The following is a 21,526-nucleotide window of genomic DNA, read 5'->3' on the forward strand; positions in this document are numbered from 1 at the left end:
TTCCCATCCCGAACACGGAAGTTAAGCTCTTCAGCGCCGATGGTAGTGAGGGGCTTCCCCTTGCGAGAGCAGGACGCCGCCGGGCAAAGACAGAACGTGGGGCCAGAAGGCTTCATGTTTTTTTATTTCTAACTGATCCGACCATAAAGAGATTAAAGGGGATCATATGGCATCTGTTTCGGCTCATACCCGTTGGTTCAATGATCATAAAAAGCCCATACCGGATCATAGCTCATTTATTTCCGGTCATAAAACGGCAAACCCGGATCATATTCCTTTGAATCTCATGCTATTTCCCAAACATTCCGTTCAAACCGCCAATTCTGCCCCCATTAAGCGATCATCGTTTTCAATTGACCTTTGGCAAGTTCAATATTACAATCGTGCAATTTCCCATAAACTCGTCAATCGTGTTTTGTCCATAATTTTTGTTTAGTCTACTCTACTCCTTACCTAGGAACCCTAATTTTTCCATCAAGAAATGGTAAATCATCCACGGACATTTTATCTCTGTTATTTCCAAAAATGTATAGATGAATGGGTAAGTATCGTCAGCAGCCGTTTTGATCAAATCGAACCACCACTCAGTTTCATACCTAGCAATCATGCTCAAATTGTATAATAGTAAGTAATGGATCATGAGATCCGGAATGCAGCTGAGCTGTTCAAGGGAAGTATTGATTCCATACAGTTTTTTTAATAGGTGGTATCGGAAGGGCGGGTTCAGATTTGATCTGTCCCCATCAATCGCCAATTCACTTGGCTTCCAATGGATGTTCCCTCCGTTTTTTTCTTCAAGAAAATATTTCAATCGCTCTTCGCTCATATGATAAGCGTGCGCCAATTCAGCAGGTATGTGCCAATCGCCATTCATATTATTGAACAAAATGATATTTCTTTTACGGTGAACAAACAGATATAAATCATCCAGCTCCGGAACAAGGGCTAGCAAATCCCCCATTTTGAATTTTTCTCCTTCCAGATATTCCATCTGGAACATTTTCTCTGCAAAGTGTGTACATAGGCCGTTTTTTTGAATTTTCACTTCGTCATCAAAAAATTGGTAATTTCTTTTTTTCTTTTTTCTCGTTGTTACTCCATGGGCCAGGACGGAGGTCGAGCTTGGATAATACGGATCGACGGTGAGCAGCCCGGCCTTGATTAAATGTACAAAACCGTAAAACAGAAGTACGGGCTTTATCGAAAAAGGGGAGCAGGAAGCCTGCTTGTAGTAGGCTTGTGCCTGCTCCAAATAATACATGAAAGGGTAACAATTATCATAGCTCTTCCTCTCGGCTTCAGTGTTATCAAGGTAAAAATAGCATTTTTTTAAATAAAATTGCACGGTGGAGGCAGATTGAAAATAACTGTATTGAAGCCATATTTCATGATGTTTCAGCAGAAAAATCACCTCCGAATAATTTGAAAAGTGGAACATAACCTGTATTCCTTGACAGTATTTTAACCAATTGATAACCTACTAATAATATTTTGGGCAGGGGGACGTTAAAATGTGGGAATCTAAGTTTGCTAAAGAAGGGTTAACGTTTGATGATGTTTTGTTAATCCCGGCAAAATCCGAAGTTTTGCCAAAAGATGTCGATATGAAAGTAAAGTTGACAGATACTCTTCGTTTAAACATTCCTATTATCAGTGCAGGCATGGATACTGTAACGGAAGCGTCCATGGCTATATCGATGGCGCGCCAAGGCGGAGTTGGAGTCATTCATAAAAATATGAGCATTGAACGTCAGGCAGAAGAAGTGGACAAAGTGAAACGTTCCGAAAGCGGAGTCATCACCGACCCATTTTTCCTCACCCCGGAACACCAAGTATTTGACGCGGAGCATCTCATGGCAAAATACCGAATTTCCGGCGTACCCATTGTAAATAATGAAGAAGACAAAAAATTGGTGGGTATTATTACCAATAGGGATATGCGTTTTATTCAGGATTATTCCTTGCCGATTACAGATGTCATGACGAAAGAAAACTTGGTGACGGCATCGGTCGGAACCTCATTGGAGCAGGCTGAAAAAATTCTGCAGGAGCATCGGATTGAAAAGCTCCCTCTCATTGATGATGACGGTGTGCTAAAAGGCTTGATCACCATCAAAGATATTGAAAAAGTGATTGAATTCCCGCATTCAGCAAAAGATGACAAAGGCAGGCTCCTCGTTGCTGCTGCCGTCGGCGTATCGAAAGATACGTTCAAAAGGATAGAACAGCTCGTAAGATCACAAGTCGATGCAATTGTGGTAGATACAGCGCACGGCCATTCAAAGGGCGTTATCGATACTGTCCGGGAAATACGAAAACAATACCCAAAACTGAATATCATCGCGGGAAATGTAGCAACAGCCGAAGCAACCCGTGAACTGTACGAAGCGGGGGCTGATGTAGTCAAAGTAGGAATTGGACCAGGATCCATATGTACGACACGAGTCGTTGCAGGAGTAGGTGTTCCGCAAATCACGGCAATCTACGACTGCGCCACTGAAGCCAGAAAACACGGTAAAACCATCATCGCTGATGGCGGCATCAAATATTCCGGCGATATTGTCAAGGCGCTTGCTGCCGGGGGACATGCCGTCATGCTTGGCAGCCTGCTTGCCGGAACCTCTGAAAGCCCGGGTGAAACTGAGATTTTCCAAGGCAGGAGGTTTAAGGTATACCGCGGAATGGGTTCCGAAGGTGCGATGGAAAAAGGTTCAAAAGACCGCTACTTCCAGGAGGACGCAAAGAAATTTGTCCCTGAAGGAATTGAAGGGCGTGTTCCATACAAAGGACCTCTTGCGGATACGCTGTTCCAGCTGACCGGCGGGCTCAGAGCAGGTATGGGCTATTGCGGAGCAGCCAGTCTCCATGATTTCCGCGAAAATGCGCAATTTATCAAAATGACGGGCGCAGGCTTGCGAGAAAGCCATCCACACCAAGTCCAAATTACAAAGGAAGCGCCAAACTATTCATTATCATAATGGCAGGGCGACTTGCCTTCAAAGTAGAAATGACAGGACTCTTTAGCGGGTCCTGTCAATTTTTTTGTGAAAAGAGGTATAATTCCAGTTTTTCCCGTAATGGAAATGACATATTTACAAGCTATTCATCCATAACCAACTATGTTAAAATGACAAACGGGTACATAATATTTGGAGGGTCTACTTTTGAAAAAACAAGCGCATAAACGGTTTATAGCTTTCTTCGTCATGGCCATCATGTTCATCAGCACATTGAACATTCCTGCAAAGGCTTCCGCTGAAGATGCACTGAATATTCATGCAGACGCGGCAATTATTGTAGAAGCAAGCACAGGAAAAATTTTATATGCAAAAAATGAAGATACCGCACTCGGAATTGCATCCATGTCCAAAATGATGACCGAGTATTTAATGTTTGAAGCGATCAAAGATAAAAAAATCAAATGGGATCAGGAACAGACGATCAGTGATTATGTTCATGAAGTTTCCGTAGATACAAATCTATCGAATGTTCCGCTTGAGGCCGGAAAAAAATATACAATCAGGCAATTATATGAAGCTATGGCTATTTATTCTGCCAATGGAGCGACAATTGCCATTGCAGAAGCAATTGCAGGCTCTGAGAAAAAATTCGTGGATATGATGAACGCCAAGGCCAAAGAACTTGGCTTGGAAAATTATAAATTTGTTAATTCTACAGGATTAAACAACAGGGACTTAAAAGGAAAGCATCCTGAAGGAACGGGTGCGGAAGATGAAAATATCATGTCGGCACGGGCCATGGCAAAGCTGGCTTCACGGCTCTTGAATGATTACCCTGAAGTTCTTGAAACAACAAGCATTCCGGAAAAGGATTTCCCCGGTATGCCCGGAAAAATGAAAAACTGGAACTGGATGCTGCCATCCCTTATTTTCAGTTATGAGGGTGTCGACGGCTTAAAAACAGGGACAACGGACTTTGCAGGGTTCTGTTTTACGGGAACAGCAAAGAAAAACGACATGAGGGTCATTACCGTTGTCATGAATGCCAAAGGTAAAAACGGGAAAGGTGAATATGAGTCCCGTTTTGTTGAAACAAAAAAAATGTTGGACTATGCTTTCAACAATTATTCAATAAAAGAGGTCTATCCTGATAAATATAAAGTAAAAGGCCATGATGCTCTCCCTGTCGTCAACGGAAAAGAAAAGCAGGCTTCTATCCAATCGGACGCACCAATTCAGGTTGTCGTAAGAAATGGGGAAGAGAAGGCGTATAAGCCTGAATTCAAAGTGAATAAAAAGGTTTTGAATAAGGATGGCCAATTGACTGCACCTGTCAAGAAAGGTGAAAAGGTCGGGGTTCTGGAAGCAAAATATCAAGGGGAAACGGATTATGGATATATCGGAAAGCCTGCTTCCGCCAATATTGTGACAGCCGAAAAGGTGGACAAAGCAAATTGGTTTGTCCTATCCATGAGAAGTATCGGCGGCTTTTTCGGTGATGTTTGGCAAAGTGCCGCCAAGACAGTCAAGGGCTGGTTCTAGTTAATCAAGGCGCCTGCGCCTTTGTCAAAGATAGGGAAGTGTAAAATTTGGGTCTACCACGGTCATTTTGACTGTGGTATTTTCGTTTTATGGAGAAAAATATTCTAAGGGAAATCTTTTTTGATAACCATCAACATTGGGAAGCCTTCAAGCGCAAACATGGAGCTAAAATCCGTCCAATCGTAATCAAGGAGGTTAAGAAGTTTCGGGATTGTGGAGATATTAAGAAAGGGTTTAAACTGCTTTTTGCCCGGTTTTTCTTAACTGCGTCCGTGAAATTTTTCAAAAAACTGGATAACTTGTTTACTTAGCCTCCTTATAAGGTATAAGACAAAAAAAATCACTTATAAGGAGGCATTTGCATGAGGTACGACTATACCGAATGGGTTTCCGTTTATTTGGCTAAACTGCCAAGCCTGCTATGGGCACTTATTGTGCTCCTCATCGGGTGGATTGTTGCAAAATCCATAGGGAAAGCCGTAGAGAAACTATTAAGAAAAACGAGCTGGGATGAGAGACTTCTCAACAGAAGGGACTCGCGGAACGAGGCCCAACAGGCATCTGCCGGAAAAAAACCAGTAGATACGAATGAGCTGATTGGAAAAATCGTTTATTATATTTTGCTCGTATTTGTGTTTATGATTTTCTTCCATATGCTTAATCTGGGAGCTGTTGCTTCGCCATTCATGGGCATGTTCGGCACGATTCTTGCCTTCATTCCAGCTATTCTCAAGGCAGCTTTGATTCTGCTTTTGGCATACGTAATTGCAAGTGTATTAAGAATGCTTATTGACAGAATCGGGCAAAATCCGAAAGTGACAGGCGCCATGCAGAAAATGAACGTGGCGGATACGGAACACCAGAGCAGGAAATACACGCATACAGCAGGTAACATTGTCTTCTATTTAGTCATGCTGTTGTTTATCCCTGGTGTACTGGCAGCGTTGAACATTGGCGGTGTTGCTGAGCCATTCCGCGGAATGATTCAAAGCATGCTTGTTTTCATACCGAAACTGCTGGCGGCCGCATTGATTTTCTTCATTGGCTGGCTTGTCGCCAAAATCATTCGCGACCTTGTGACCGGACTTCTGAAATCGGTTGGAACGGAAAGACTGGCAAGCCGGCTCGGTTTGGATAAAGTGCTTGGCGGAACAACGCTTTCTTCTGTGATCGGCACGATTGTCTTTGTACTCATCATGATTCCGATTGTTATCTCAGCATTAGATCAACTGCAAGTCCGTGCTATCACCGCACCGGCGATTGCCATGCTGAACGACATTATGACGATGATTCCAAACATCGTGATTGCCGCACTTTTAATTGCGCTTGGCGTATGGCTTGGTAAATGGGTGCGTCAAATGGTTGCGAGCCTCTTGCAAAGAGTCGGATTTGACTCTTTGACGCGCAAAATGTCCATTGGCAATTGGAAGCCAGGCGCCGGACGGATGCTCCTGTCTGATCTTGTCGGTTATATTGCTCAAGTGCTGGTTGTCTTTTTCCTGACCATTGAAGCTCTGAATCTATTACATTTAGAATTCCTTGTGACGATGCTGACAGCGATTACGGCTTATCTGCCGATGGTGCTGGCTGCCGTCATCATCCTGGCGCTTGGATTGATGGTCGCCAACATCGTTTCCAAAATCCTGTCCAACATCCTAACCGGACCAAGCTTTAAAATTCTTTCCAACGTAGCCAAATATGCGATTATTGCCCTTTCCATTTTTATGGCGCTTGACCAGCTCGGAATTGCGGCAACGATTGTCAATTCAGCGTTCATCCTCATTCTGGGAGGGCTGGCATTGGCCTTTGGGCTTTCCTTTGGATTGGGTGGAAAAGAGTTTGCCAGAAACTACTTGGCGAAATTGGATAAAACAATCGAACAAACGAATGCGAATCCTTCCAAAGCTCCGGACAATCCTGCCGGGGGAATGAGCGGAGGTCCTGGTCAAGGGCCAAACGGGGAGACATCTGGCACCCAAAAACCTAATAATAAAAGAAATCGAGGAAAAGGCGGACCGGACGACTTCCTGCCGCCGAAAAAATAATGGAAATGGCCCCTTCTACTTAGAAGGGGTATTCTTCTCTGTAGGAAAGTCAACTGCTCAGGTTGTGAATAACTTCTTTTAAAATGATAAGATTCGTCCAGCTCCAGCGCCTATCGACTAGCAGACTTCACTCCTCTGGTGCTCCTGCGGTGCAGATTATTCGAGGGAGTAAAGCTCACCTCGTCGCAAAGCCGGGAAGATTATTCGAAGAAGCGGCTTTCCTACGATAAGTCAACATCGGCTCCTTCGTCGCCGTGTTTCCTTTATCTCGTCGGAGTCGCTCTAGTGTCTAGCTTCAGACGGCAGGGGCTCGAGGTCGCTTCGGTCAATCCAATGAAGTCAAAGAACGACTTCACTGGACTGCCCTCCGACGGACAGGATGTCCTAGTGCCACCGACGCCACAGGATGTGGCGTTTGTCGGCGGCCAGCGCTTGTCGCCCCTAAACGGCCGTCTTCCGCATTTCAGTCTGTACGTCGATGTACAGGCGCTTACGCTTTTGTTCAAAAAAATTTGCATTTAAGTAAAGGATATAGTATAGTATCAGAAAATTGATATAAGCGACAGTGTTGAAAGGAAATAGTAACAGGTGAAGCGTCTATCAGAGAGCCGGTGGCTGGTGAAAATCGGCGGCGCAGCCTGTGAATCCCTCCTTGAGCAAAATGCCGAATGCTCCGGCTAGTAAGCATTTTCGGGCCACACCCGTTATCCGATGAAGAGGAAAGCATGATTGCTTTCAATTTGGGTGGCAACGCGGGTAAACTCTCGTCCCTATTGGGATTGAGGGTTTTTTTGTTTTCTATCATAAAAAATAAAAATGGGAGGTTTTATAATGCTGGATATGAAAACACTTCGGGGTAACGTAGAGGAAGTGAAGAGGAAGCTGCAGCATCGCGGCGAAGACTTGGGGGACTTGGATAAATTTGAGCAGCTGGATCAAAGGCGCAGGGAAATGATCGTTGAATCAGAGCGGTTGAAAAGCAGGCGGAATGAAGTGTCAGAGAAGATAGCCCAGTTAAAAAAAGATAAGCAAAATGCTGATGATCTGATTGTTGAAATGAGGGAAGTAAGCCAGAAAGTCAAGGAGATTGACGGGGAGCTTCGTGGTATAGAAGATGAATTGCAGAAATTGCTGATGTCTATTCCAAATATTCCACATGAGAGTGTTCCGGTGGGAGAGACGGAAGACCACAACGTGGAAATCCGGAAATGGGGGGAGGTACGCGAATTTTCTTTCGAACCGAAGCCCCATTGGGATTTGGCTGCGGATTTGGATATTTTGGATTTTGAAAGGGCTGCAAAAGTGACAGGAAGCCGCTTTGTATTTTACAAGGGTCTGGGAGCACGGCTGGAGCGGGCGCTGATCAATTTCATGATGGACCTTCATGTGGAGGAGCATGGTTATGAAGAGATGCTTCCGCCTTACCTGGTGAACCGGGCAAGCATGACGGGGACCGGACAGCTGCCAAAATTTGCGGAGGATGCGTTTCGTATTGAGAGCGAGGACTTTTACCTGATTCCAACCGCAGAAGTTCCGGTGACCAATTATCATCGGGATGAAATCCTTGACGGTGAACGCCTGCCTTTGAACTATGTAGCCTACAGCGCTAATTTCCGGTCGGAAGCCGGTTCTGCGGGACGTGATACACGCGGATTGATCCGCCAGCACCAGTTTAACAAAGTGGAGTTGGTCAAATTTGTTAAGCCGGAAGATTCTTATGATGAGCTTGAGAAATTAACCGGGCATGCTGAAAAAGTACTCCAGCTTCTTAACTTGCCATACCGAGTTATGAGCATGTGTACAGCGGACCTCGGTTTTACCGCAGCAAAAAAATATGATCTGGAAGTTTGGATACCGAGCTATGATACGTACCGGGAGATTTCTTCCTGCTCAAACTTTGAAGCATTTCAGGCCAGGAGGGCGAATATCCGCTTCCGCCCTGAACCGAAAGCCAAGCCCCGGCACGTGCATACGCTGAACGGCTCAGGGTTGGCGGTCGGAAGGACAGTTGCCGCTATCTTGGAAAATTACCAGCGTGAAGACGGCACAGTGGAAATTCCGGAAGTGCTCCGTCCGTATATGCGAAACAAAGAAGTGATTGGATAAGGGCAAAAAGTCCATTTTTGCTCGACGATTATCCGGAATATCGCATAATTAAGTAAAAAGTGGCTCCAGCATTAGGGGCCGCTTTATTTGCGGTTAAGAGAATAATAATAGGTGCTTGTGCTTTTCTTTATCTATTTTTTCACGACATTGAAGTTATCCGTTATCAGCAGCCAGTTTTGGGGAAAAGGAAGCCCAAGCTTCCAGTAGCCAACTCCGCGCAGGTTCAGTTCCTTCACTAGGTCAAATTTTGCCTGAATGGACCGGGCATCTTCAAACCATACTTCATGCTGTTTTCCGTCCTGGTCTGTATAATGGAAAAATGGTGCCTGTGCGGTTGTATCATATTCGATGGCAGCGTTGTTTTCTGCAGCGATCTGGATGGCCCTTTGCGGGCTGACGGCTCTTGCTGTCGTCCCTTTTACAAATGGGAGCGTCCAATCGTAGCCATAAAGATTCTGGCCCATCATCACTTTTTCGGAAGGGATTTCGGTAATGGCATACTCCAGTACCCGCCTTACAGGGCCGATCGGGGATACAGCCATGGCGGGCCCTCCGCTGTATCCCCATTCATACGTCATGATCAATGAATAGTCGGCAATTTCTCCATGCGCTTTATAATCATGGCCTTCATACCATTCACCTTTTTGTGTCGTACTTGTTTTGGGAGCCAAAGCTGTTGAAAGGATATACCCTTCTTTGTGAAAAAGATCCCTTGCCCTGCGAAGGAAGTCATTATATGCTTCCCTGTCATTGCCGGCAATTCTTTCAAAATCAAAATGTATATCTGTAAATCCGACCCGTTTCGCCTCACTGACAATATTGTTTAGAAAAGTCGTTTGGATCTGTTCGTTTGTAAGGAGGATATGGACCAATTCCGTATTAAACTGTCCTTCTTCCTGATTGGCCAGCACCATGGCGAGAGACGTATTGTTTGTTTCAGCTATTTCAGGGAACCGGTTCAGCTTTGGGGGATCCAATGATCCGTCCCGCTTTGGAAAATAGGCAAAAGGAGCGAGGTAGGTCAAATAGGGAGATGCTTGCCTTGCAGCAGATTCAAGCTGCGGGGAAACCTCTCCTGCGCGCCGCGGTTCGACATAGGCTAAAAACTCCCCATTTCTTTTCGGCCTTTGCGGAATGTAAAGCCGCATGCCGACTTGAATCGGATGATTCACATGAATACCGTTAATCCGTGCCAATTCCTGATAAGAAATTCCAAACTTTTGAGCTATGGCCCAAAGGCTGTCGCCGGGCTGTACCCAGTAAAAGCTGCCAAAAATGGGAATCACTAATGCTTGCCCAACGACTAGCTGTTCCCGATTGGGAAGCTGGTTTGCTTCGGCAATAATAGCAGAAGAGATATTATAGCGAGAGGCAATCGAGTTCAATGTCTCATTGGGCTCGACAACATGAATCTGCATGTTTTTCCTCCTTAGCCTGATCAAAATATATTATTCACCTTGTCCCATTGTATGTATTATGTAAAAATAAAAGACCAATGAATGTTTTTATTTAGGGAGATATAAATGGAAAGAGAAGAAAGATATATGCAATTGGCAATTGCTGAAGCAAAGAAGGCCGAGAATATGCAAGAGGTTCCCATCGGAGCGGTCGTGGTGCTTAATGATGAAGTGGTGGCAGCCGCCCATAACAGGCGGGAGACGGATCAAAACGCTGTAGCCCATGCGGAACTGCTGGCCATTGAAGAAGCTTGTAAAAAATTGGGAACCTGGAGACTGGAAGGGGCTGAGTTGTATGTTACATTGGAACCTTGCCCGATGTGCAGCGGAGCCATTATTTTATCACGGGTCCAAAAGGTTGTATACGGTGCCTCCGATCCGAAGGCCGGCTGTGCGGGAACGTTGATGAATTTGTTGGAGGATGAACGGTTCAATCATCAAAGCGAGGTCATAAGCGGCGTATTGGGTGAACAATGCAGCCGGCTTTTAAGCGATTTTTTTCGTAAGATCCGTGATAAAAAGAGAAAGTCTTAATTCCTGGAAACTTTTATCATACGCAGCTCAGACATTGATTTTAAAGTGAAAAAGTAGTAAAATAGGATATGCCGTGCTAGACGGGGAAGTAGCGGAGCCCTGTACCCGAAATCCGCTCCAGCGGGGTTGAATCCCTTCCAGAGGCTGCTGTTTTGTCTGGCCTGCCTCAAGTAAGTGGTGTAGACACCCGGGTCCCGCGCAATGGGAACCCACGAACCATGTCAGGTCCGGAAGGAAGCAGCATTAAGTGGAACCTCTCATGTGCCGCGGGGCAGCCTGGGTCGAGCTAACTGCTTGGGTAACGCAGATGAAGCACTGTCGAAGGAAGGTGCGCGGCATTAATCAAAGAAATGGTCAAACCCATTCGCATAAAGCGGATGGGTTTTTTGTGATTTGAAACCTAATTAGCTTTAAGCCCGTAACCAATATAAGCAGAGTGAGGTGAATAGTTTATGTTGAAAAAATTTATCTTTCCTACTTTAATCTTTTTGTTTTTGGCTCCTTCGTTTGCCTATGCCGTAGATTTTTCAATTTCTGATGTAAAAATTGATGCTTATTTGCAGGAAAATGGAGACATCGATGTCAACGAACGACATACTTATATTTTTGACGGAAAATTTAATGGCATTACCCGGGAAATATTCCCGAAAAAAGGTGCGGAAATAAGTGGCTTTATGGCGAACGAGGGTGAAACAAGTCTAAAGGTGGAAAAAGAGGGGGAACTGTATAAAGTTCACCGCAGCGGCAAGGATGAAACGATCCAGGTAGATCTATATACAATCAAAAATGGGATGGAGAAGTATGCCGATATAACGGAATTTTATTGGCCATTTTTTGATGACCGCAATGAAGCCGACTACGGAAAAATGACTATTGCCATTCATCCTCCTCAACCAGCAGATGGGATTTGAACAAATATCCGACTGGGACTGGAAGCTCCATAGCGAGGATGACCGGATGCGGGCTATAATTTATTCACTTGGAATCGGAGGCTCAATTTGTACCGAAACGAACAGATTTACAGCTTTCGGGGAATTTGCGGGTGAAGCAGCCGGTATTTCATCAGGCTTTTATCTGGTGCATTGGCCGCTCCTGGCTTCATCTTTTGACACGGCAGGAGAACAGGCAAAAGAAACGGCCGCTTCCCAATCAAGTGGAAGCTCTTCCACAAGTGGAGGGGTTGGGGGGCGGCGGTGGCGGATCTGGGGCATTTTAGCAGCCCTGTTCATCTTCCTTTATATCTATTTTCGATAATACTCTGTCTGTAATTTCCTTTCCGGTTAAGGTATAATAAATAGTAGAAAATTATTACTTAACAAGGAGGCAGAGCATGAGTTACCAAGCGTTATATCGAGTATGGCGGCCGCAGGCGTTTGCGGATGTCATCGGGCAGGGACATGTGACGAAGACGTTGCAAAATGCTCTCCTCCAACAAAAAATATCGCATGCTTACTTATTTTCCGGCCCCCGCGGAACAGGAAAAACAAGTGCTGCCAAAATAATGGCAAAAGCCGTCAACTGCGAAAAAATGCCAATTGCGGAACCGTGCAATGAATGTCCCGCCTGCCTGGGAATCACGGACGGTTCGGTTCCCGATGTCATTGAAATTGACGCGGCTTCCAATAACGGAGTGGAAGAAATCCGTGATATCCGTGACAAGGTCAAGTATACGCCCAACGCGGTGAAGTACAAGGTCTACATCATTGACGAAGTGCATATGCTGACTATCGGCGCATTCAATGCTTTGCTTAAAACGTTGGAAGAACCGCCCAAACATGTCATTTTCATACTGGCTACGACGGAACCGCACAAAATTCCGTTAACCATCATTTCCAGGTGCCAGCGGTTTGATTTTAAAAGAATCACTTCGCAGGACATCGCCGGGCGAATGTCGCATATTGCAAATGAAACTTCGTTGGAATATGATGAGAAGGCGCTTCAAATCATTGCGAGAGCGGCTGAAGGCGGTATGCGGGACGCATTGAGCCTACTGGATCAGGCCATCTCTTTCAGTACCGGGAAAGTCACCGTGGAAGATGCATTGACGGTTACCGGATCCATATCGCAAAACAGTTTGAACAGGCTTGCACGGGCCGTTCATAATAAAGATGTTTCCGAAGCACTCGGCACTCTTGAGGAGCTGCTCATGCAGGGGAAGGATCCTTCCCGGTTCACGGAGGATTTCATCCTGTATTTCCGGGACCTGCTGCTTTATAAGACAGCCCCGAATTTGGATGAGATAGCCGAGCAAGCGCTTATTGATGAAGAATTTAAAACCCTTGCCGAAGAGATTCAGCCGCAGCAAATTTATGAATACATTGATATATTAAGCAAAACCCAGCAGGAAATGCGGTTTTCCAATCATGCGCGTATTTATTTGGAAGTATGCCTGGTGAAACTTTGCCAGACAGAAAGAGTTCCGGCCCAGGCAGATGGACCGCAACTCCAGGAATTATATAAGAAAATTGAAGCGTTGGAAAAAGAAATCAAATGGTTGAAAAACAATAGCCAACCGATTGACAAGACCCAAAGCAAGCCTGCTGCACCTTCAAAAAGACCGGCCAGAAATGCCGGAAAGGAATTCCGGGTCAATGCAGGGACCGTTACCCAGGTTTTGAAGGAAGCTACAAGGAAGCATCTAAATGATGTTAAAAGCCATTGGGGAGAATTTTTGAATATATTGAATCAGCGGCACTTGCCTTCGCAGGTTGCCCTGCTCAATGATGCCGAACCGGCTGCAGCATCGGCTGATGCGATTGTCCTGAAATTCAAATATGATATGATTTGTAAAATGGCCATGGAAAATCAAACATTTATCCAAACAATCTCTCAGATTTTAGAGGAGCAGATGGGAACCGGATATAAAATCATTGGTGTTCCTGAAGCCCAATGGAAAGAGATCCGGGAAGAATTTTTACAAACAGGCAAGAATGACGGGGGCGAAGGCACTGCAGAGGAGCAGGACCCGATCGTGTCCGAAGCTCTAAAACTCGTTGGGAAAGATCTTTTGGAAATTAAAAACTAATCATGGTGGAGGTCGTACGATGATGCGAGGAATGGGAAATATGCAAGGCATGATGAAACAAATGCAGAAAATGCAGAAGAAGATGGCGCAGGCGCAAGAGGAGCTTGGAGAAAAAAGAATCGAAGGCACAGCAGGCGGCGGAATGGTAAAAGTGATTGTATCCGGCCATAAGGAAGTGCTGGAAGTTCAAATTGACGAAGAGGTTGTGGACCCGGAAGATATTGAAATGCTCCAAGATCTTGTGTTGGCGGCTACCAATGATGCCTTGAAGCAGGCGGAAGAATTATCAAGCCAGACGATGGGACAATTTACAAAAGGATTAAACCTTCCTGGCTTCTAGGAGGTTACCATTATGCATTACCCAGAACCAATATCAAAGCTGATCGACAGCTTTATGAAACTGCCGGGAATCGGGCCGAAAACAGCAGCCCGCCTGGCGTTTTTCGTTCTTAATATGAAAGAAGACACCGTTCTTGATTTTGCAAAGGCCCTTGTCAATGCAAAAAGGGATCTCGGCTACTGTTCAGTATGCGGCCATATCACCGACAAGGATCCATGCTACATTTGTGAAGACCAAAGACGGGACCGCAGCATCATCTGTGTCGTGCAGGAGCCGAAAGATGTTATCGCCATGGAGAAGATGAAGGAATACAACGGCTTGTATCATGTCCTTCATGGATCCATTTCCCCTATGGAAGGCATCGGGCCGGAAGACATCAATATTCCTGATCTGCTGAAAAGGCTCCAGGACGAAACCGTCCAGGAAGTGATCCTGGCGACAAATCCTAATATTGAAGGGGAAGCTACGGCCATGTATATTTCCCGCCTTCTCAAGCCGTCGGGCATCACCGTCACAAGGATTGCCCATGGCCTGCCTGTCGGAGGAGATCTTGAATACGCAGATGAAGTGACTCTCTCAAAAGCGTTGGAAGGCCGAAGAGAAGTTCTTTAAGGAGAGGTCCCATATGTTACGGAAACAAAAAATGCGTAAAGAATTTGATCAAAGGCTAATAGGCCTCATGGGAAATATTAAAAAAGAATGGGATCAAAAAAGCGATTTGCTCAAATTGAGCTATGAGCCGAATGATGAATTGCAGTATCGGTTGCGGCTGGCAAAGGCCAAATATATTTTCCTGTTCAAGGAAGCGAAGATACGAAAAATTTCGATAAAGGATCATTGACTCCCTTGTCAGTTCTTTTCGGACAATCCTCTCATACAATAATAAATAAGGACGAGAGGGCAGGAGGGGGAACGTTTGGATTCAATCTTGATCATTTCTTCGCTGATCGGCCTGATCATTTTTTTACTGATGGCGGTAAAACCCGGGAGCGTTTTTAAAGTGATCGGCCAATCATTTATAAAATTGATGATCGGAGCTTTGTTTTTATTCTTTTTAAATGCTTTCGGGAATCAATTCGGGCTGTATATCCCCATTAATTTTGTGACTGCCGCCATTTCCGGGCTGCTCGGTCTGCCGGGGGTTGCGGCATTGTCAGTCATCCAATTATGGATTATTGCGTGAAACATCCGGTCAATGCGGATGTTTCATTTTTCTTTTGAAAAAAAGCCCGAGACAAACACGGCATCCGATTTCAGGGCATAGAATGAAACAAATGGTTTTCAACTGCTCAAATGTTGTCAATTGTGTATACAATTGACCGGCAGTGGCCATAATAAAAATGTGTGGAGGTGGAGAGATGGAAAAGTGCATAATTTGTAAAAAAGCACAGGATGCGGGGATTCATCTTTATACATCTTTTATTTGTGCCGGCTGTGAGCAGGAGATTATCCATACAGAGACAGATGACCCGAGGTACAAATATTTTGTGGAACAGATGAGGGTCATTAAAGAAACAAAAATTGTCACATAAAACCGGGCTGCCGCTTATGGAAGCCTGGTTTTTTGTATTTTTGGATCAAAAACAGCCAAACCTGACAATGAGGGCCACTATTTTTATTAGTATCCCGATGTTATACTATACGCTGTAAACATTAGGGATCGGGGGAAGAGAATGGATGAGCGGATTGTTTATCACATTGGAAGGGCCCGAAGGCGCGGGCAAAACAACAATGATTGAAAAACTGGCGGAAGACCTGGCCGTTGATGGAGTGGAGGTATTGGCCACTAGAGAGCCGGGTGGAATCGGCATAGCAGAAAAAATCAGGACAATCATCCTTGATAAAGAGCATACGATGATGGACCCGCGTACGGAAGCTTTGTTGTATGCCGCTGCACGACGCCAGCATTTGACGGAAAAAGTTCTGCCGGCGCTCCGGGAAGGAAAAGTTGTCCTGTGTGACCGCTTTATTGACAGTTCCCTCGCCTATCAAGGATATGCAAGAGGACTTGGAATCGATGAAGTGTATGCCATCAATGAATTTGCCATTCAAGGTGCCATGCCGGATGCGACGCTGTATTTTGATATAGAGCCTGAAATGGGATTAAAGCGGATCGCCCGGAATGCAGGGCGGGAAGTGAACAGGCTTGATCTGGAAAAAGTCGGGTTCCATCGTAAAGTAAGGGAAGGCTATCATCTATTGCTGCAAAGATTTCCGGATAGAATAATCTTAATCGATGCCTCTGCCCCAATAGACTCGGTGTACCAGAAGGCAAAAAAGGTGATTGACGGGCGGCTGGTGCAAGCTGGAATACTGAATAAAGATTGACTATTTATAGTACGTGTTCAATCCTCTTAAAATAAATGTCGTTTTTTCGATGGAAAGTGGACGGATTGATACACGAATAACAATGTCACATATTCGATTAGCTGATATAATAAGAATAGTAACAAATTTGTTTTTCACTTTATTACGGGGAGTGAGCAAAATGAAATTAATTATGGCAGTAGTTCAGGACCAGGACAGCAACCGTCTCATGAATGCCTTGGTTGAAAATAACTTCAGGGCAACAAAATTGGCAACAACCGGTGGTTTCTTGAAGTCCGGAAATACGACTTTTATGATAGGTACAGAAGATATCCGCGTCGAGAAAGCGCTTGAGGTCATAAGGGAAAGCTGCAAGTCACGTGAACAGCTGATGGCGCCCGTTTCCCCTATGGGAGGAAACGCTGATTCGTATATTCCTTATCCAGTGGAAGTTTCGGTAGGAGGAGCAACTGTGTTTGTTCTCCCGATCGAGCAGTTCCACCAGTTTTAGGAGATGTCCATGAAGGTCAATGATTTGGCTGGATCAAGAACGGGGCAATTTTCATCCCTTCCCAGATCCGGCAGTACCGGGGCAAAATTTTCCGAAGTCATCTCCCATCAGGAAGTCCAGCTTTATAAAGAGCATCTGGACAGGCTGCTCGCGGATGTCCATAAGGCGGGGAAGCGGCTTGGGAAATCAAGGAATTTCCGTGACTTGGCAAAATATAAAACACTCGTGAAGCAGCTTGTAAAAGAAACGGTTGATACGGGGATGGAGCTTAAGCAGTCGCACAGCTGGAACAGGTTTGCAGAAGGAAGAGTCCATCAGACTGTTGAACTGATTGATGAGAAACTGGTTGAATTGACCGAAGAAGTTTTGAAGGAGGAAAAGCAGTCCATCGATATTTTAGGAAAAATCGGTGAGATAAAAGGGCTGCTGATCCATTTATATACGTAGGCGGGTGAATACCGGAAGATATGAATTGGGATCAATTTGAGCATGAGCAGCCGATTGCGGCCAGGCTCTTAAAAAACAGTCTGGTCCATCGCCGGGTCGCCCACGCCTATTTATTTGAAGGTGAGCGTGGGACCGGCAAGAAAGCAGGCAGCCTGTTAATGGCGGAAAGCCTCTTCTGCGAGGAAAATGGACAAGATGTGAATCCTTGCGGACAATGTGGAAACTGTAAAAGAATCAAAAGCGGAAACCATCCGGATGTTCATCTCGTTGAACCGGACGGGCTTTCCATTAAAATAGATCAAATTCGTTCGCTGAGAACGGAATTTAGCAAATCGGGCATGGAATCGAAGAGAAAGCTGTATATTATTATGGATGCCGAAAAGATGACAGTTCAGGCGGCGAACAGTTTATTGAAATTTTTGGAAGAACCTCATTCCGGAACGACAGCCGTTCTTGTCTCGGAGCAGCCGCAGCAATTATTGCCCACCATCATCTCGCGCTGTCAATCGGTACCTTTCTATCCATTGGGACCTGACATTTTTGCTGAAAAGCTGGAACAAGCAGGTGTGCCGAAAGGAAAAGCAGCCCTTCTGGCCGCCCTCACAAACGATCTTCAGGAAGCCGTAAGACTGAATGATGATGATTGGTTTGCACAAGCCAGAAAAATAGTGTTAAAATTATATGAAGTGCTTAGAGAAAACCCGCTCTATGCGATGACTTCACTTCAAACCGACTGGATGGGGCATTTTAAAGAGAAAGGCCAGCATGATCTGGGACTGTCTCTTTTATTATATATATATAAAGATATACTGAACATACAATTGGGGAAGGATCGGCAGCTCGTCTATCCTGATCAGCGGCAGACGCTTGAAAAGGATGCTCTTCACACCTCAATGGAACGGCTGTCGAAACAAATGACTGCAATTTTGGAAGCCAAAAGAAAATTACACGCAAATATGAATCCTCAGCTGTTAATGGAACAGCTTGTGCTGAATTTGCAGGGGGGACCTTCTTTTGTATAATGTTGTAGGAGTCCGGTTTAAAAAAGCCGGTAAAATATATTATTTCGATCCAATGGATCATCCCGTCCGCAAAGGCGATTACGTCATTGTAGAAACTGCACGCGGCATCGAATTTGGAAAAGCTGTGACCGAAAAGAAGCAGGTCAGCGAACATGATGTAGTGCTCCCATTGAAAAAAATTGTCCGGATTGCAGATGGACAGGACCAGCAGAATGTTGAATCGAACAAGGAAGCGGCCGAGGAGGCTTACCAGGTCTGTTCGGAGAAAATCCTGGAGCATCAGCTTGATATGAAGCTTGTTGATGTAGAATACACATTCGACCGCAACAAGGTGATTTTTTATTTTACAGCTGACGGGCGCGTTGATTTCCGTGAGCTTGTAAAAGATTTGGCCTCCATTTTCAGAACAAGAATTGAACTGAGGCAAATAGGAGTAAGGGATGAAGCGAAAATGCTCGGAGGAATCGGTCCGTGCGGGCGTATGCTATGCTGCTCTACTTTCCTGGGAGATTTTGAACCTGTATCAATCAAAATGGCCAAAGATCAAAATCTCTCCTTAAACCCGACGAAAATATCCGGCTTATGCGGCAGGCTGATGTGCTGCCTGAAATATGAAAATGATGAGTATGAAGCAGCGAAGGCTGCGCTTCCTGATGTGGGCGAGACCATCCATACACCGAACGGTTCAGGAAGAGTGGTCGGCTTAAATATACTGGAGCGCATTATGCAAGTGGAATTGTCTGACCAGGAGCGGGTCTTGGAATATACACTGGAAGAGATCATGAGTGAAAGTGTAACGTCTGTCCAGGCCACGGAATAATGAGGTGGTAAGGTGAAGGATAAAAAGGAGTTCTTCGATTCAGTAAGCAATATGGAAATGCAGATCGGCCAATTGTATCAGCAGCTTGGCGAGTTGAAGCAGTATATGGTCGAGTTGATCGAAGAAAACCATGCGTTGAAGTCGGAAAATGACCAACTGCGCCGACATCTGGATCAAGGGATGGAAAAGCCCGGTCTCATACTGCCTGATGGAGAGGAAGACGAGCGCACTGCTTATGATCAATTGACTGAAATTGATATTGGAGAGGGTTATGATAATCTGGCCCGCCTTTATCAAGAAGGCTTCCATATTTGCAATGTTCATTTTGGCAGCCCGAGAAGAGATGAAGACTGCCTGTTCTGCCTTTCCTTTTTGAATAAAAAATAATTTGCTATATAAGGCCTTCCTTAGAATGGGGAAGGCTATTTTATTGGAGTGTTTGGATATGATTGAATTAATTGGTGACGAGCGCCTGGATTATTTGCTGGCGGAAGATTTGCGTATTATCCAAAGCCCGTCTGTTTTTGCTTTTTCCCTTGATGCCGTGCTGCTGGCCCGTTTTGCCTATGTACCGATCCAAAAGGGAAATATCATTGATTTATGCAGCGGCAATGGGGTCATTCCCCTTTTATTAAGCAGCAAAACAAAAGCAGCCATTACGGGCGTGGAAATTCAGGAGCGCCTGTATCATATGGCGGAAAGGAGCATCCAATATAACCGCCTGGAAGATAGGATCCGGATGATCCATGGAGATGTCAAAGAGATTGCCCAAACGCTCGGCCATGGAAAATATGATGTCGTTACGTGCAATCCGCCGTATTTTACTTCAGCAGAACCGTCCATTATCAATGAAAATGAATATTTGGCCATCGCCCGCCATGAGCTTCTCTGTTCGCTTGAAGATGTCATACGGACAAGCAGCCAACTTCTCCGCCAAGGCGGTAAAGCCGCTTTCGTCCACAGGCCCGAGCGGCTGATGGATATTTTGACGCTTATGAGGCAGTATCGCTTGGAGCCGAAGCGGCTTAGATTCGTTTATCCGAAGGCAGGGAAAGAAGCGAATACGATTTTGGTAGAGGGGATCAAAAACGGGAATTCTGGCCTGAAGGCACTCGCGCCCCTGTTTGTCTATAACGATGAAAACGAGTATACTCCGGAAGTAAGAGAGATACTGTATGGAAAAGAAGAATAAACATTATTTTTATGTGTTGGAATGCAGGGACGGCTCCTATTACGGCGGCTATACGGTGGACCCTGCCCGGAGGCTTTCCGAGCATAACAGCAAAAAGGCATCCAAATATACCCGGACGAGGACGCCGGTATCGATGATCTATGTAGAAGAATTTGAGGAAAAAGGTGATGCGTTGAAGGCGGAATATGCTTTCAAGCAGCTGACGAGGCTAAAAAAAGAACAATTTTTACATGAGGCCGGTGAACGTAATGCGAAGCCAGAAAAGCAATGAGACAACGGATCGGGGCACGCTATTTTTAATACCGACGCCGATCGGCAATTTGGAAGATATGACCTTCCGGGCAATTCGCCTGATGCAGGAAGCCGATCTGATTGCTGCGGAAGATACACGGAACACAAAAAAGCTGTGCAGCCATTTTGACATTTCAACACCGCTTGCAAGCTATCATGAACATAACAAGGAGACAAGCGGCCGCCAGCTTGTCGAGCGGTTGTTAAAAGGGGACAATATAGCGCTTGTCAGCGATGCAGGGATGCCTTGCATTTCTGATCCGGGTTATGAAATCGTTCGGGCGGCCATCGAAGCGGATATAGCGGTCGTGCCTGTTCCAGGCCCAAACGCTGCGTTGACCGCTTTGATCGCTTCAGGGATTAATCCGCAGCCTTTCTATTTCTACGGATTCTTGCCAAGAGGGAAAAAAGAGAGGAAAGCGGAGCTCGAAAGACTGAAACGGCAGGATGGGGCGATCCTTCTTTATGAAGCACCGCATCGATTGAAAGATACATTAAAGGATATGGTTGCCGTTTGGGGGGACAGGAAAATTGTTTTATGCAGGGAGCTGACGAAGAAGTTCGAAGAATTTTTGCGCGGAAGGCTTTCCTCGGCGGTCGAATGGGCGGAGAAGGAAGAAATCCGGGGAGAGTTTTGCCTTATTGTGGAGGGCAACAGTGACCCAGATTCCAGTGAAGGGCCGCCATGGTGGGCGCTGCTTGGATTGAAAGAACATGTGGAACATTATATCGAAAACGAAAACCTTACATCAAAAGAGGCCATCAAGCGGGCGGCAAGCGACCGCAAGGTGCCCAAACGCGAGGTTTATGAGGCATATCATATTCATGGCAGGTAGCGTGAGCCCGGGTTAAAAAGGGCTTGCGCTTTTTTTCTGAGTAAGAAAGTATAAGATGTTTTAGCTTTAAAATTTTGAACAAAGCCATTTG

24 protein-coding genes, 1 rRNA gene, 1 other RNA gene, 1 pseudogene and 1 other annotated feature are annotated in these 21,526 nt (G+C 45.4%); of the genes and pseudogenes, 25 read left to right on the forward strand and 2 right to left on the reverse strand.

The window, feature by feature from the left end; all coding sequences use genetic code 11:
• Positions 1 to 85: ribosomal RNA gene (gene rrf / locus FS666_RS16300) — 5S ribosomal RNA — on the forward strand; the annotation flags it as partial.
• Between the two features lie 357 nt (positions 86 to 442).
• On the opposite strand, the gene FS666_RS16305 is transcribed toward rrf, so the two are convergent.
• Positions 443 to 1,438: a YaaC family protein gene (locus tag FS666_RS16305; protein ID WP_144463396.1), complete on the reverse strand. Its 996-nt coding sequence runs from the start codon at positions 1,436 to 1,438 to the stop codon at positions 443 to 445.
• A gap of 73 nt (positions 1,439 to 1,511) precedes the next feature.
• On the opposite strand from FS666_RS16305, the gene guaB reads away from it, so the two are divergent.
• The 5 genes and pseudogenes from guaB to serS all read left to right on the forward strand — a co-directional run bounded on the left by guaB (position 1,512) and on the right by serS (position 8,653).
• A complete protein-coding gene (guaB, locus tag FS666_RS16310; RefSeq protein WP_120074407.1) occupies positions 1,512 to 2,978 on the forward strand; it encodes an IMP dehydrogenase in 1,467 nt (488 codons plus the stop codon).
• A 228-nt stretch (positions 2,979 to 3,206) separates the two neighbouring features.
• On the forward strand, positions 3,207 to 4,502 hold the full coding sequence (locus tag FS666_RS16315) for a serine hydrolase (RefSeq protein ID WP_244943940.1): 1,296 nt from the start codon (positions 3,207 to 3,209) through the stop codon (positions 4,500 to 4,502).
• An 89-nt stretch (positions 4,503 to 4,591) separates the two neighbouring features.
• A pseudogene (locus FS666_RS20690) lies at positions 4,592 to 4,744 on the forward strand (IS91 family transposase); the annotation flags it as partial.
• A 120-nt stretch (positions 4,745 to 4,864) separates the two neighbouring features.
• The gene (locus tag FS666_RS16325) at positions 4,865 to 6,547 is read left to right on the forward strand and encodes a mechanosensitive ion channel (protein ID WP_144463398.1); all 1,683 of its coding nucleotides are present in this window, start codon (positions 4,865 to 4,867) and stop codon (positions 6,545 to 6,547) included.
• A 559-nt stretch (positions 6,548 to 7,106) separates the two neighbouring features.
• Positions 7,107 to 7,322, forward strand: a binding site (T-box leader).
• 56 nt (positions 7,323 to 7,378) lie between these two features.
• Positions 7,379 to 8,653 carry a serine--tRNA ligase gene (serS, locus tag FS666_RS16330; protein ID WP_144463399.1) on the forward strand — a complete coding sequence of 425 codons (1,275 nt, stop codon included), beginning with the start codon at positions 7,379 to 7,381 and terminating at the stop codon, positions 8,651 to 8,653.
• A gap of 131 nt (positions 8,654 to 8,784) precedes the next feature.
• Here serS and FS666_RS16335 read toward each other — a convergent pair whose 3' ends face one another.
• On the reverse strand, positions 8,785 to 10,071 hold the full coding sequence (locus tag FS666_RS16335; RefSeq protein ID WP_144463400.1) for a glycoside hydrolase family 18 protein: 1,287 nt from the start codon (positions 10,069 to 10,071) through the stop codon (positions 8,785 to 8,787).
• Between the two features lie 105 nt (positions 10,072 to 10,176).
• Here FS666_RS16335 and tadA point away from each other — a divergent pair, with 105 nt between their 5' ends.
• The 19 genes from tadA (at position 10,177) to rsmI (ending at position 21,435) form a co-directional block, all read left to right on the forward strand.
• On the forward strand, positions 10,177 to 10,644 hold the full coding sequence (gene tadA, locus FS666_RS16340; RefSeq protein WP_144463401.1) for a tRNA adenosine(34) deaminase TadA: 468 nt from the start codon (positions 10,177 to 10,179) through the stop codon (positions 10,642 to 10,644).
• 71 nt (positions 10,645 to 10,715) lie between these two features.
• An RNA gene (gene ffs / locus FS666_RS16345) (signal recognition particle sRNA large type) lies at positions 10,716 to 10,980 on the forward strand.
• 116 nt (positions 10,981 to 11,096) lie between these two features.
• Positions 11,097 to 11,555 carry a DUF2207 domain-containing protein gene (locus FS666_RS16350; RefSeq protein ID WP_144463402.1) on the forward strand — a complete coding sequence of 153 codons (459 nt, stop codon included), beginning with the start codon at positions 11,097 to 11,099 and terminating at the stop codon, positions 11,553 to 11,555.
• A 46-nt stretch (positions 11,556 to 11,601) separates the two neighbouring features.
• Positions 11,602 to 11,898: a hypothetical protein gene (locus FS666_RS16355; RefSeq protein ID WP_144463403.1), complete on the forward strand. Its 297-nt coding sequence runs from the start codon at positions 11,602 to 11,604 to the stop codon at positions 11,896 to 11,898.
• Positions 11,899 to 11,974: 76 nt separating this feature from the next.
• Positions 11,975 to 13,669, forward strand: a complete 1,695-nt coding sequence (gene dnaX, locus FS666_RS16360; protein WP_144463404.1) for a DNA polymerase III subunit gamma/tau — start codon at positions 11,975 to 11,977, stop codon at positions 13,667 to 13,669.
• Between the two features lie 22 nt (positions 13,670 to 13,691).
• On the forward strand, positions 13,692 to 14,009 hold the full coding sequence (locus tag FS666_RS16365) for a YbaB/EbfC family nucleoid-associated protein (RefSeq protein ID WP_120074421.1): 318 nt from the start codon (positions 13,692 to 13,694) through the stop codon (positions 14,007 to 14,009).
• 12 nt (positions 14,010 to 14,021) lie between these two features.
• Complete coding sequence (gene recR / locus FS666_RS16370) at positions 14,022 to 14,621, forward strand: recombination mediator RecR (RefSeq protein ID WP_144463405.1); 600 nt, start codon at positions 14,022 to 14,024, stop codon at positions 14,619 to 14,621.
• 13 nt (positions 14,622 to 14,634) lie between these two features.
• Positions 14,635 to 14,850 carry a YaaL family protein gene (locus FS666_RS16375; protein ID WP_120074426.1) on the forward strand — a complete coding sequence of 72 codons (216 nt, stop codon included), beginning with the start codon at positions 14,635 to 14,637 and terminating at the stop codon, positions 14,848 to 14,850.
• A 75-nt stretch (positions 14,851 to 14,925) separates the two neighbouring features.
• Positions 14,926 to 15,192: a pro-sigmaK processing inhibitor BofA family protein gene (locus FS666_RS16380; protein ID WP_120074428.1), complete on the forward strand. Its 267-nt coding sequence runs from the start codon at positions 14,926 to 14,928 to the stop codon at positions 15,190 to 15,192.
• Between the two features lie 175 nt (positions 15,193 to 15,367).
• Positions 15,368 to 15,541, forward strand: a complete 174-nt coding sequence (locus FS666_RS16385) for a sigma factor G inhibitor Gin (RefSeq protein ID WP_144463406.1) — start codon at positions 15,368 to 15,370, stop codon at positions 15,539 to 15,541.
• Positions 15,542 to 15,686: 145 nt separating this feature from the next.
• Positions 15,687 to 16,337: a dTMP kinase gene (gene tmk / locus FS666_RS16390; protein WP_144463407.1), complete on the forward strand. Its 651-nt coding sequence runs from the start codon at positions 15,687 to 15,689 to the stop codon at positions 16,335 to 16,337.
• A gap of 160 nt (positions 16,338 to 16,497) precedes the next feature.
• Positions 16,498 to 16,827, forward strand: coding sequence for a cyclic di-AMP receptor DarA (locus FS666_RS16395; RefSeq protein WP_018708571.1), 330 nt, complete (start codon positions 16,498 to 16,500; stop codon positions 16,825 to 16,827).
• A gap of 9 nt (positions 16,828 to 16,836) precedes the next feature.
• Complete coding sequence (locus tag FS666_RS16400) at positions 16,837 to 17,274, forward strand: YaaR family protein (protein ID WP_144463408.1); 438 nt, start codon at positions 16,837 to 16,839, stop codon at positions 17,272 to 17,274.
• Positions 17,275 to 17,294: 20 nt separating this feature from the next.
• The gene (holB, locus tag FS666_RS16405; protein ID WP_120074437.1) at positions 17,295 to 18,296 is read left to right on the forward strand and encodes a DNA polymerase III subunit delta'; all 1,002 of its coding nucleotides are present in this window, start codon (positions 17,295 to 17,297) and stop codon (positions 18,294 to 18,296) included.
• The gene (locus FS666_RS16410; RefSeq protein ID WP_120074439.1) at positions 18,289 to 19,116 is read left to right on the forward strand and encodes a PSP1 domain-containing protein; all 828 of its coding nucleotides are present in this window, start codon (positions 18,289 to 18,291) and stop codon (positions 19,114 to 19,116) included. Before holB ends, FS666_RS16410 begins: the two co-directional genes overlap by 8 nt.
• Positions 19,117 to 19,167: 51 nt before the next feature.
• Positions 19,168 to 19,503, forward strand: a complete 336-nt coding sequence (gene yabA / locus FS666_RS16415; RefSeq protein WP_235870392.1) for a DNA replication initiation control protein YabA — start codon at positions 19,168 to 19,170, stop codon at positions 19,501 to 19,503.
• Positions 19,504 to 19,561: 58 nt separating this feature from the next.
• A complete protein-coding gene (locus FS666_RS16420) occupies positions 19,562 to 20,308 on the forward strand; it encodes a tRNA1(Val) (adenine(37)-N6)-methyltransferase (protein ID WP_120074443.1) in 747 nt (248 codons plus the stop codon).
• On the forward strand, positions 20,292 to 20,579 hold the full coding sequence (locus FS666_RS16425; RefSeq protein WP_120074446.1) for a GIY-YIG nuclease family protein: 288 nt from the start codon (positions 20,292 to 20,294) through the stop codon (positions 20,577 to 20,579). The genes FS666_RS16420 and FS666_RS16425 overlap by 17 nt, the downstream gene beginning before the upstream one ends.
• On the forward strand, positions 20,557 to 21,435 hold the full coding sequence (gene rsmI, locus FS666_RS16430) for a 16S rRNA (cytidine(1402)-2'-O)-methyltransferase (protein WP_144463409.1): 879 nt from the start codon (positions 20,557 to 20,559) through the stop codon (positions 21,433 to 21,435). The genes FS666_RS16425 and rsmI overlap by 23 nt, the downstream gene beginning before the upstream one ends.
• Positions 21,436 to 21,526 lie beyond the last annotated feature (91 nt).

The sequence above is a fragment of the Siminovitchia fortis genome, assembly GCF_007681465.1.
Lineage (GTDB): Bacteria > Bacillota > Bacilli > Bacillales > Bacillaceae_C > Siminovitchia > Siminovitchia fortis.

Bases quoted from the DNA above. Each gene is read 5' to 3' on its own strand.
- FS666_RS16305 (WP_144463396.1), bottom strand. From the start codon at position 1,438: ATGTTCCACTTTTCAAATTATTCGGAGGTGATTTTTCTGCTGAAACAT.
- guaB (WP_120074407.1), top strand. From the start codon at position 1,512: ATGTGGGAATCTAAGTTTGCTAAAGAAGGGTTAACGTTTGATGATGTT.
- FS666_RS16315 (WP_244943940.1), top strand. From the start codon at position 3,207: ATGGCCATCATGTTCATCAGCACATTGAACATTCCTGCAAAGGCTTCC.
- FS666_RS16325 (WP_144463398.1), top strand. From the start codon at position 4,865: ATGAGGTACGACTATACCGAATGGGTTTCCGTTTATTTGGCTAAACTG.
- serS (WP_144463399.1), top strand. From the start codon at position 7,379: ATGCTGGATATGAAAACACTTCGGGGTAACGTAGAGGAAGTGAAGAGG.
- FS666_RS16335 (WP_144463400.1), bottom strand. From the start codon at position 10,071: ATGCAGATTCATGTTGTCGAGCCCAATGAGACATTGAACTCGATTGCC.
- tadA (WP_144463401.1), top strand. From the start codon at position 10,177: ATGGAAAGAGAAGAAAGATATATGCAATTGGCAATTGCTGAAGCAAAG.
- FS666_RS16350 (WP_144463402.1), top strand. From the start codon at position 11,097: ATGTTGAAAAAATTTATCTTTCCTACTTTAATCTTTTTGTTTTTGGCT.
- FS666_RS16355 (WP_144463403.1), top strand. From the start codon at position 11,602: ATGCGGGCTATAATTTATTCACTTGGAATCGGAGGCTCAATTTGTACC.
- dnaX (WP_144463404.1), top strand. From the start codon at position 11,975: ATGAGTTACCAAGCGTTATATCGAGTATGGCGGCCGCAGGCGTTTGCG.
- FS666_RS16365 (WP_120074421.1), top strand. From the start codon at position 13,692: ATGCGAGGAATGGGAAATATGCAAGGCATGATGAAACAAATGCAGAAA.
- recR (WP_144463405.1), top strand. From the start codon at position 14,022: ATGCATTACCCAGAACCAATATCAAAGCTGATCGACAGCTTTATGAAA.
- FS666_RS16375 (WP_120074426.1), top strand. From the start codon at position 14,635: ATGTTACGGAAACAAAAAATGCGTAAAGAATTTGATCAAAGGCTAATA.
- FS666_RS16385 (WP_144463406.1), top strand. From the start codon at position 15,368: ATGGAAAAGTGCATAATTTGTAAAAAAGCACAGGATGCGGGGATTCAT.
- tmk (WP_144463407.1), top strand. From the start codon at position 15,687: ATGAGCGGATTGTTTATCACATTGGAAGGGCCCGAAGGCGCGGGCAAA.
- FS666_RS16395 (WP_018708571.1), top strand. From the start codon at position 16,498: ATGAAATTAATTATGGCAGTAGTTCAGGACCAGGACAGCAACCGTCTC.
- FS666_RS16400 (WP_144463408.1), top strand. From the start codon at position 16,837: ATGAAGGTCAATGATTTGGCTGGATCAAGAACGGGGCAATTTTCATCC.
- holB (WP_120074437.1), top strand. From the start codon at position 17,295: ATGAATTGGGATCAATTTGAGCATGAGCAGCCGATTGCGGCCAGGCTC.
- yabA (WP_235870392.1), top strand. From the start codon at position 19,168: ATGGAAATGCAGATCGGCCAATTGTATCAGCAGCTTGGCGAGTTGAAG.
- FS666_RS16420 (WP_120074443.1), top strand. From the start codon at position 19,562: ATGATTGAATTAATTGGTGACGAGCGCCTGGATTATTTGCTGGCGGAA.
- FS666_RS16425 (WP_120074446.1), top strand. From the start codon at position 20,292: ATGGAAAAGAAGAATAAACATTATTTTTATGTGTTGGAATGCAGGGAC.
- rsmI (WP_144463409.1), top strand. From the start codon at position 20,557: ATGCGAAGCCAGAAAAGCAATGAGACAACGGATCGGGGCACGCTATTT.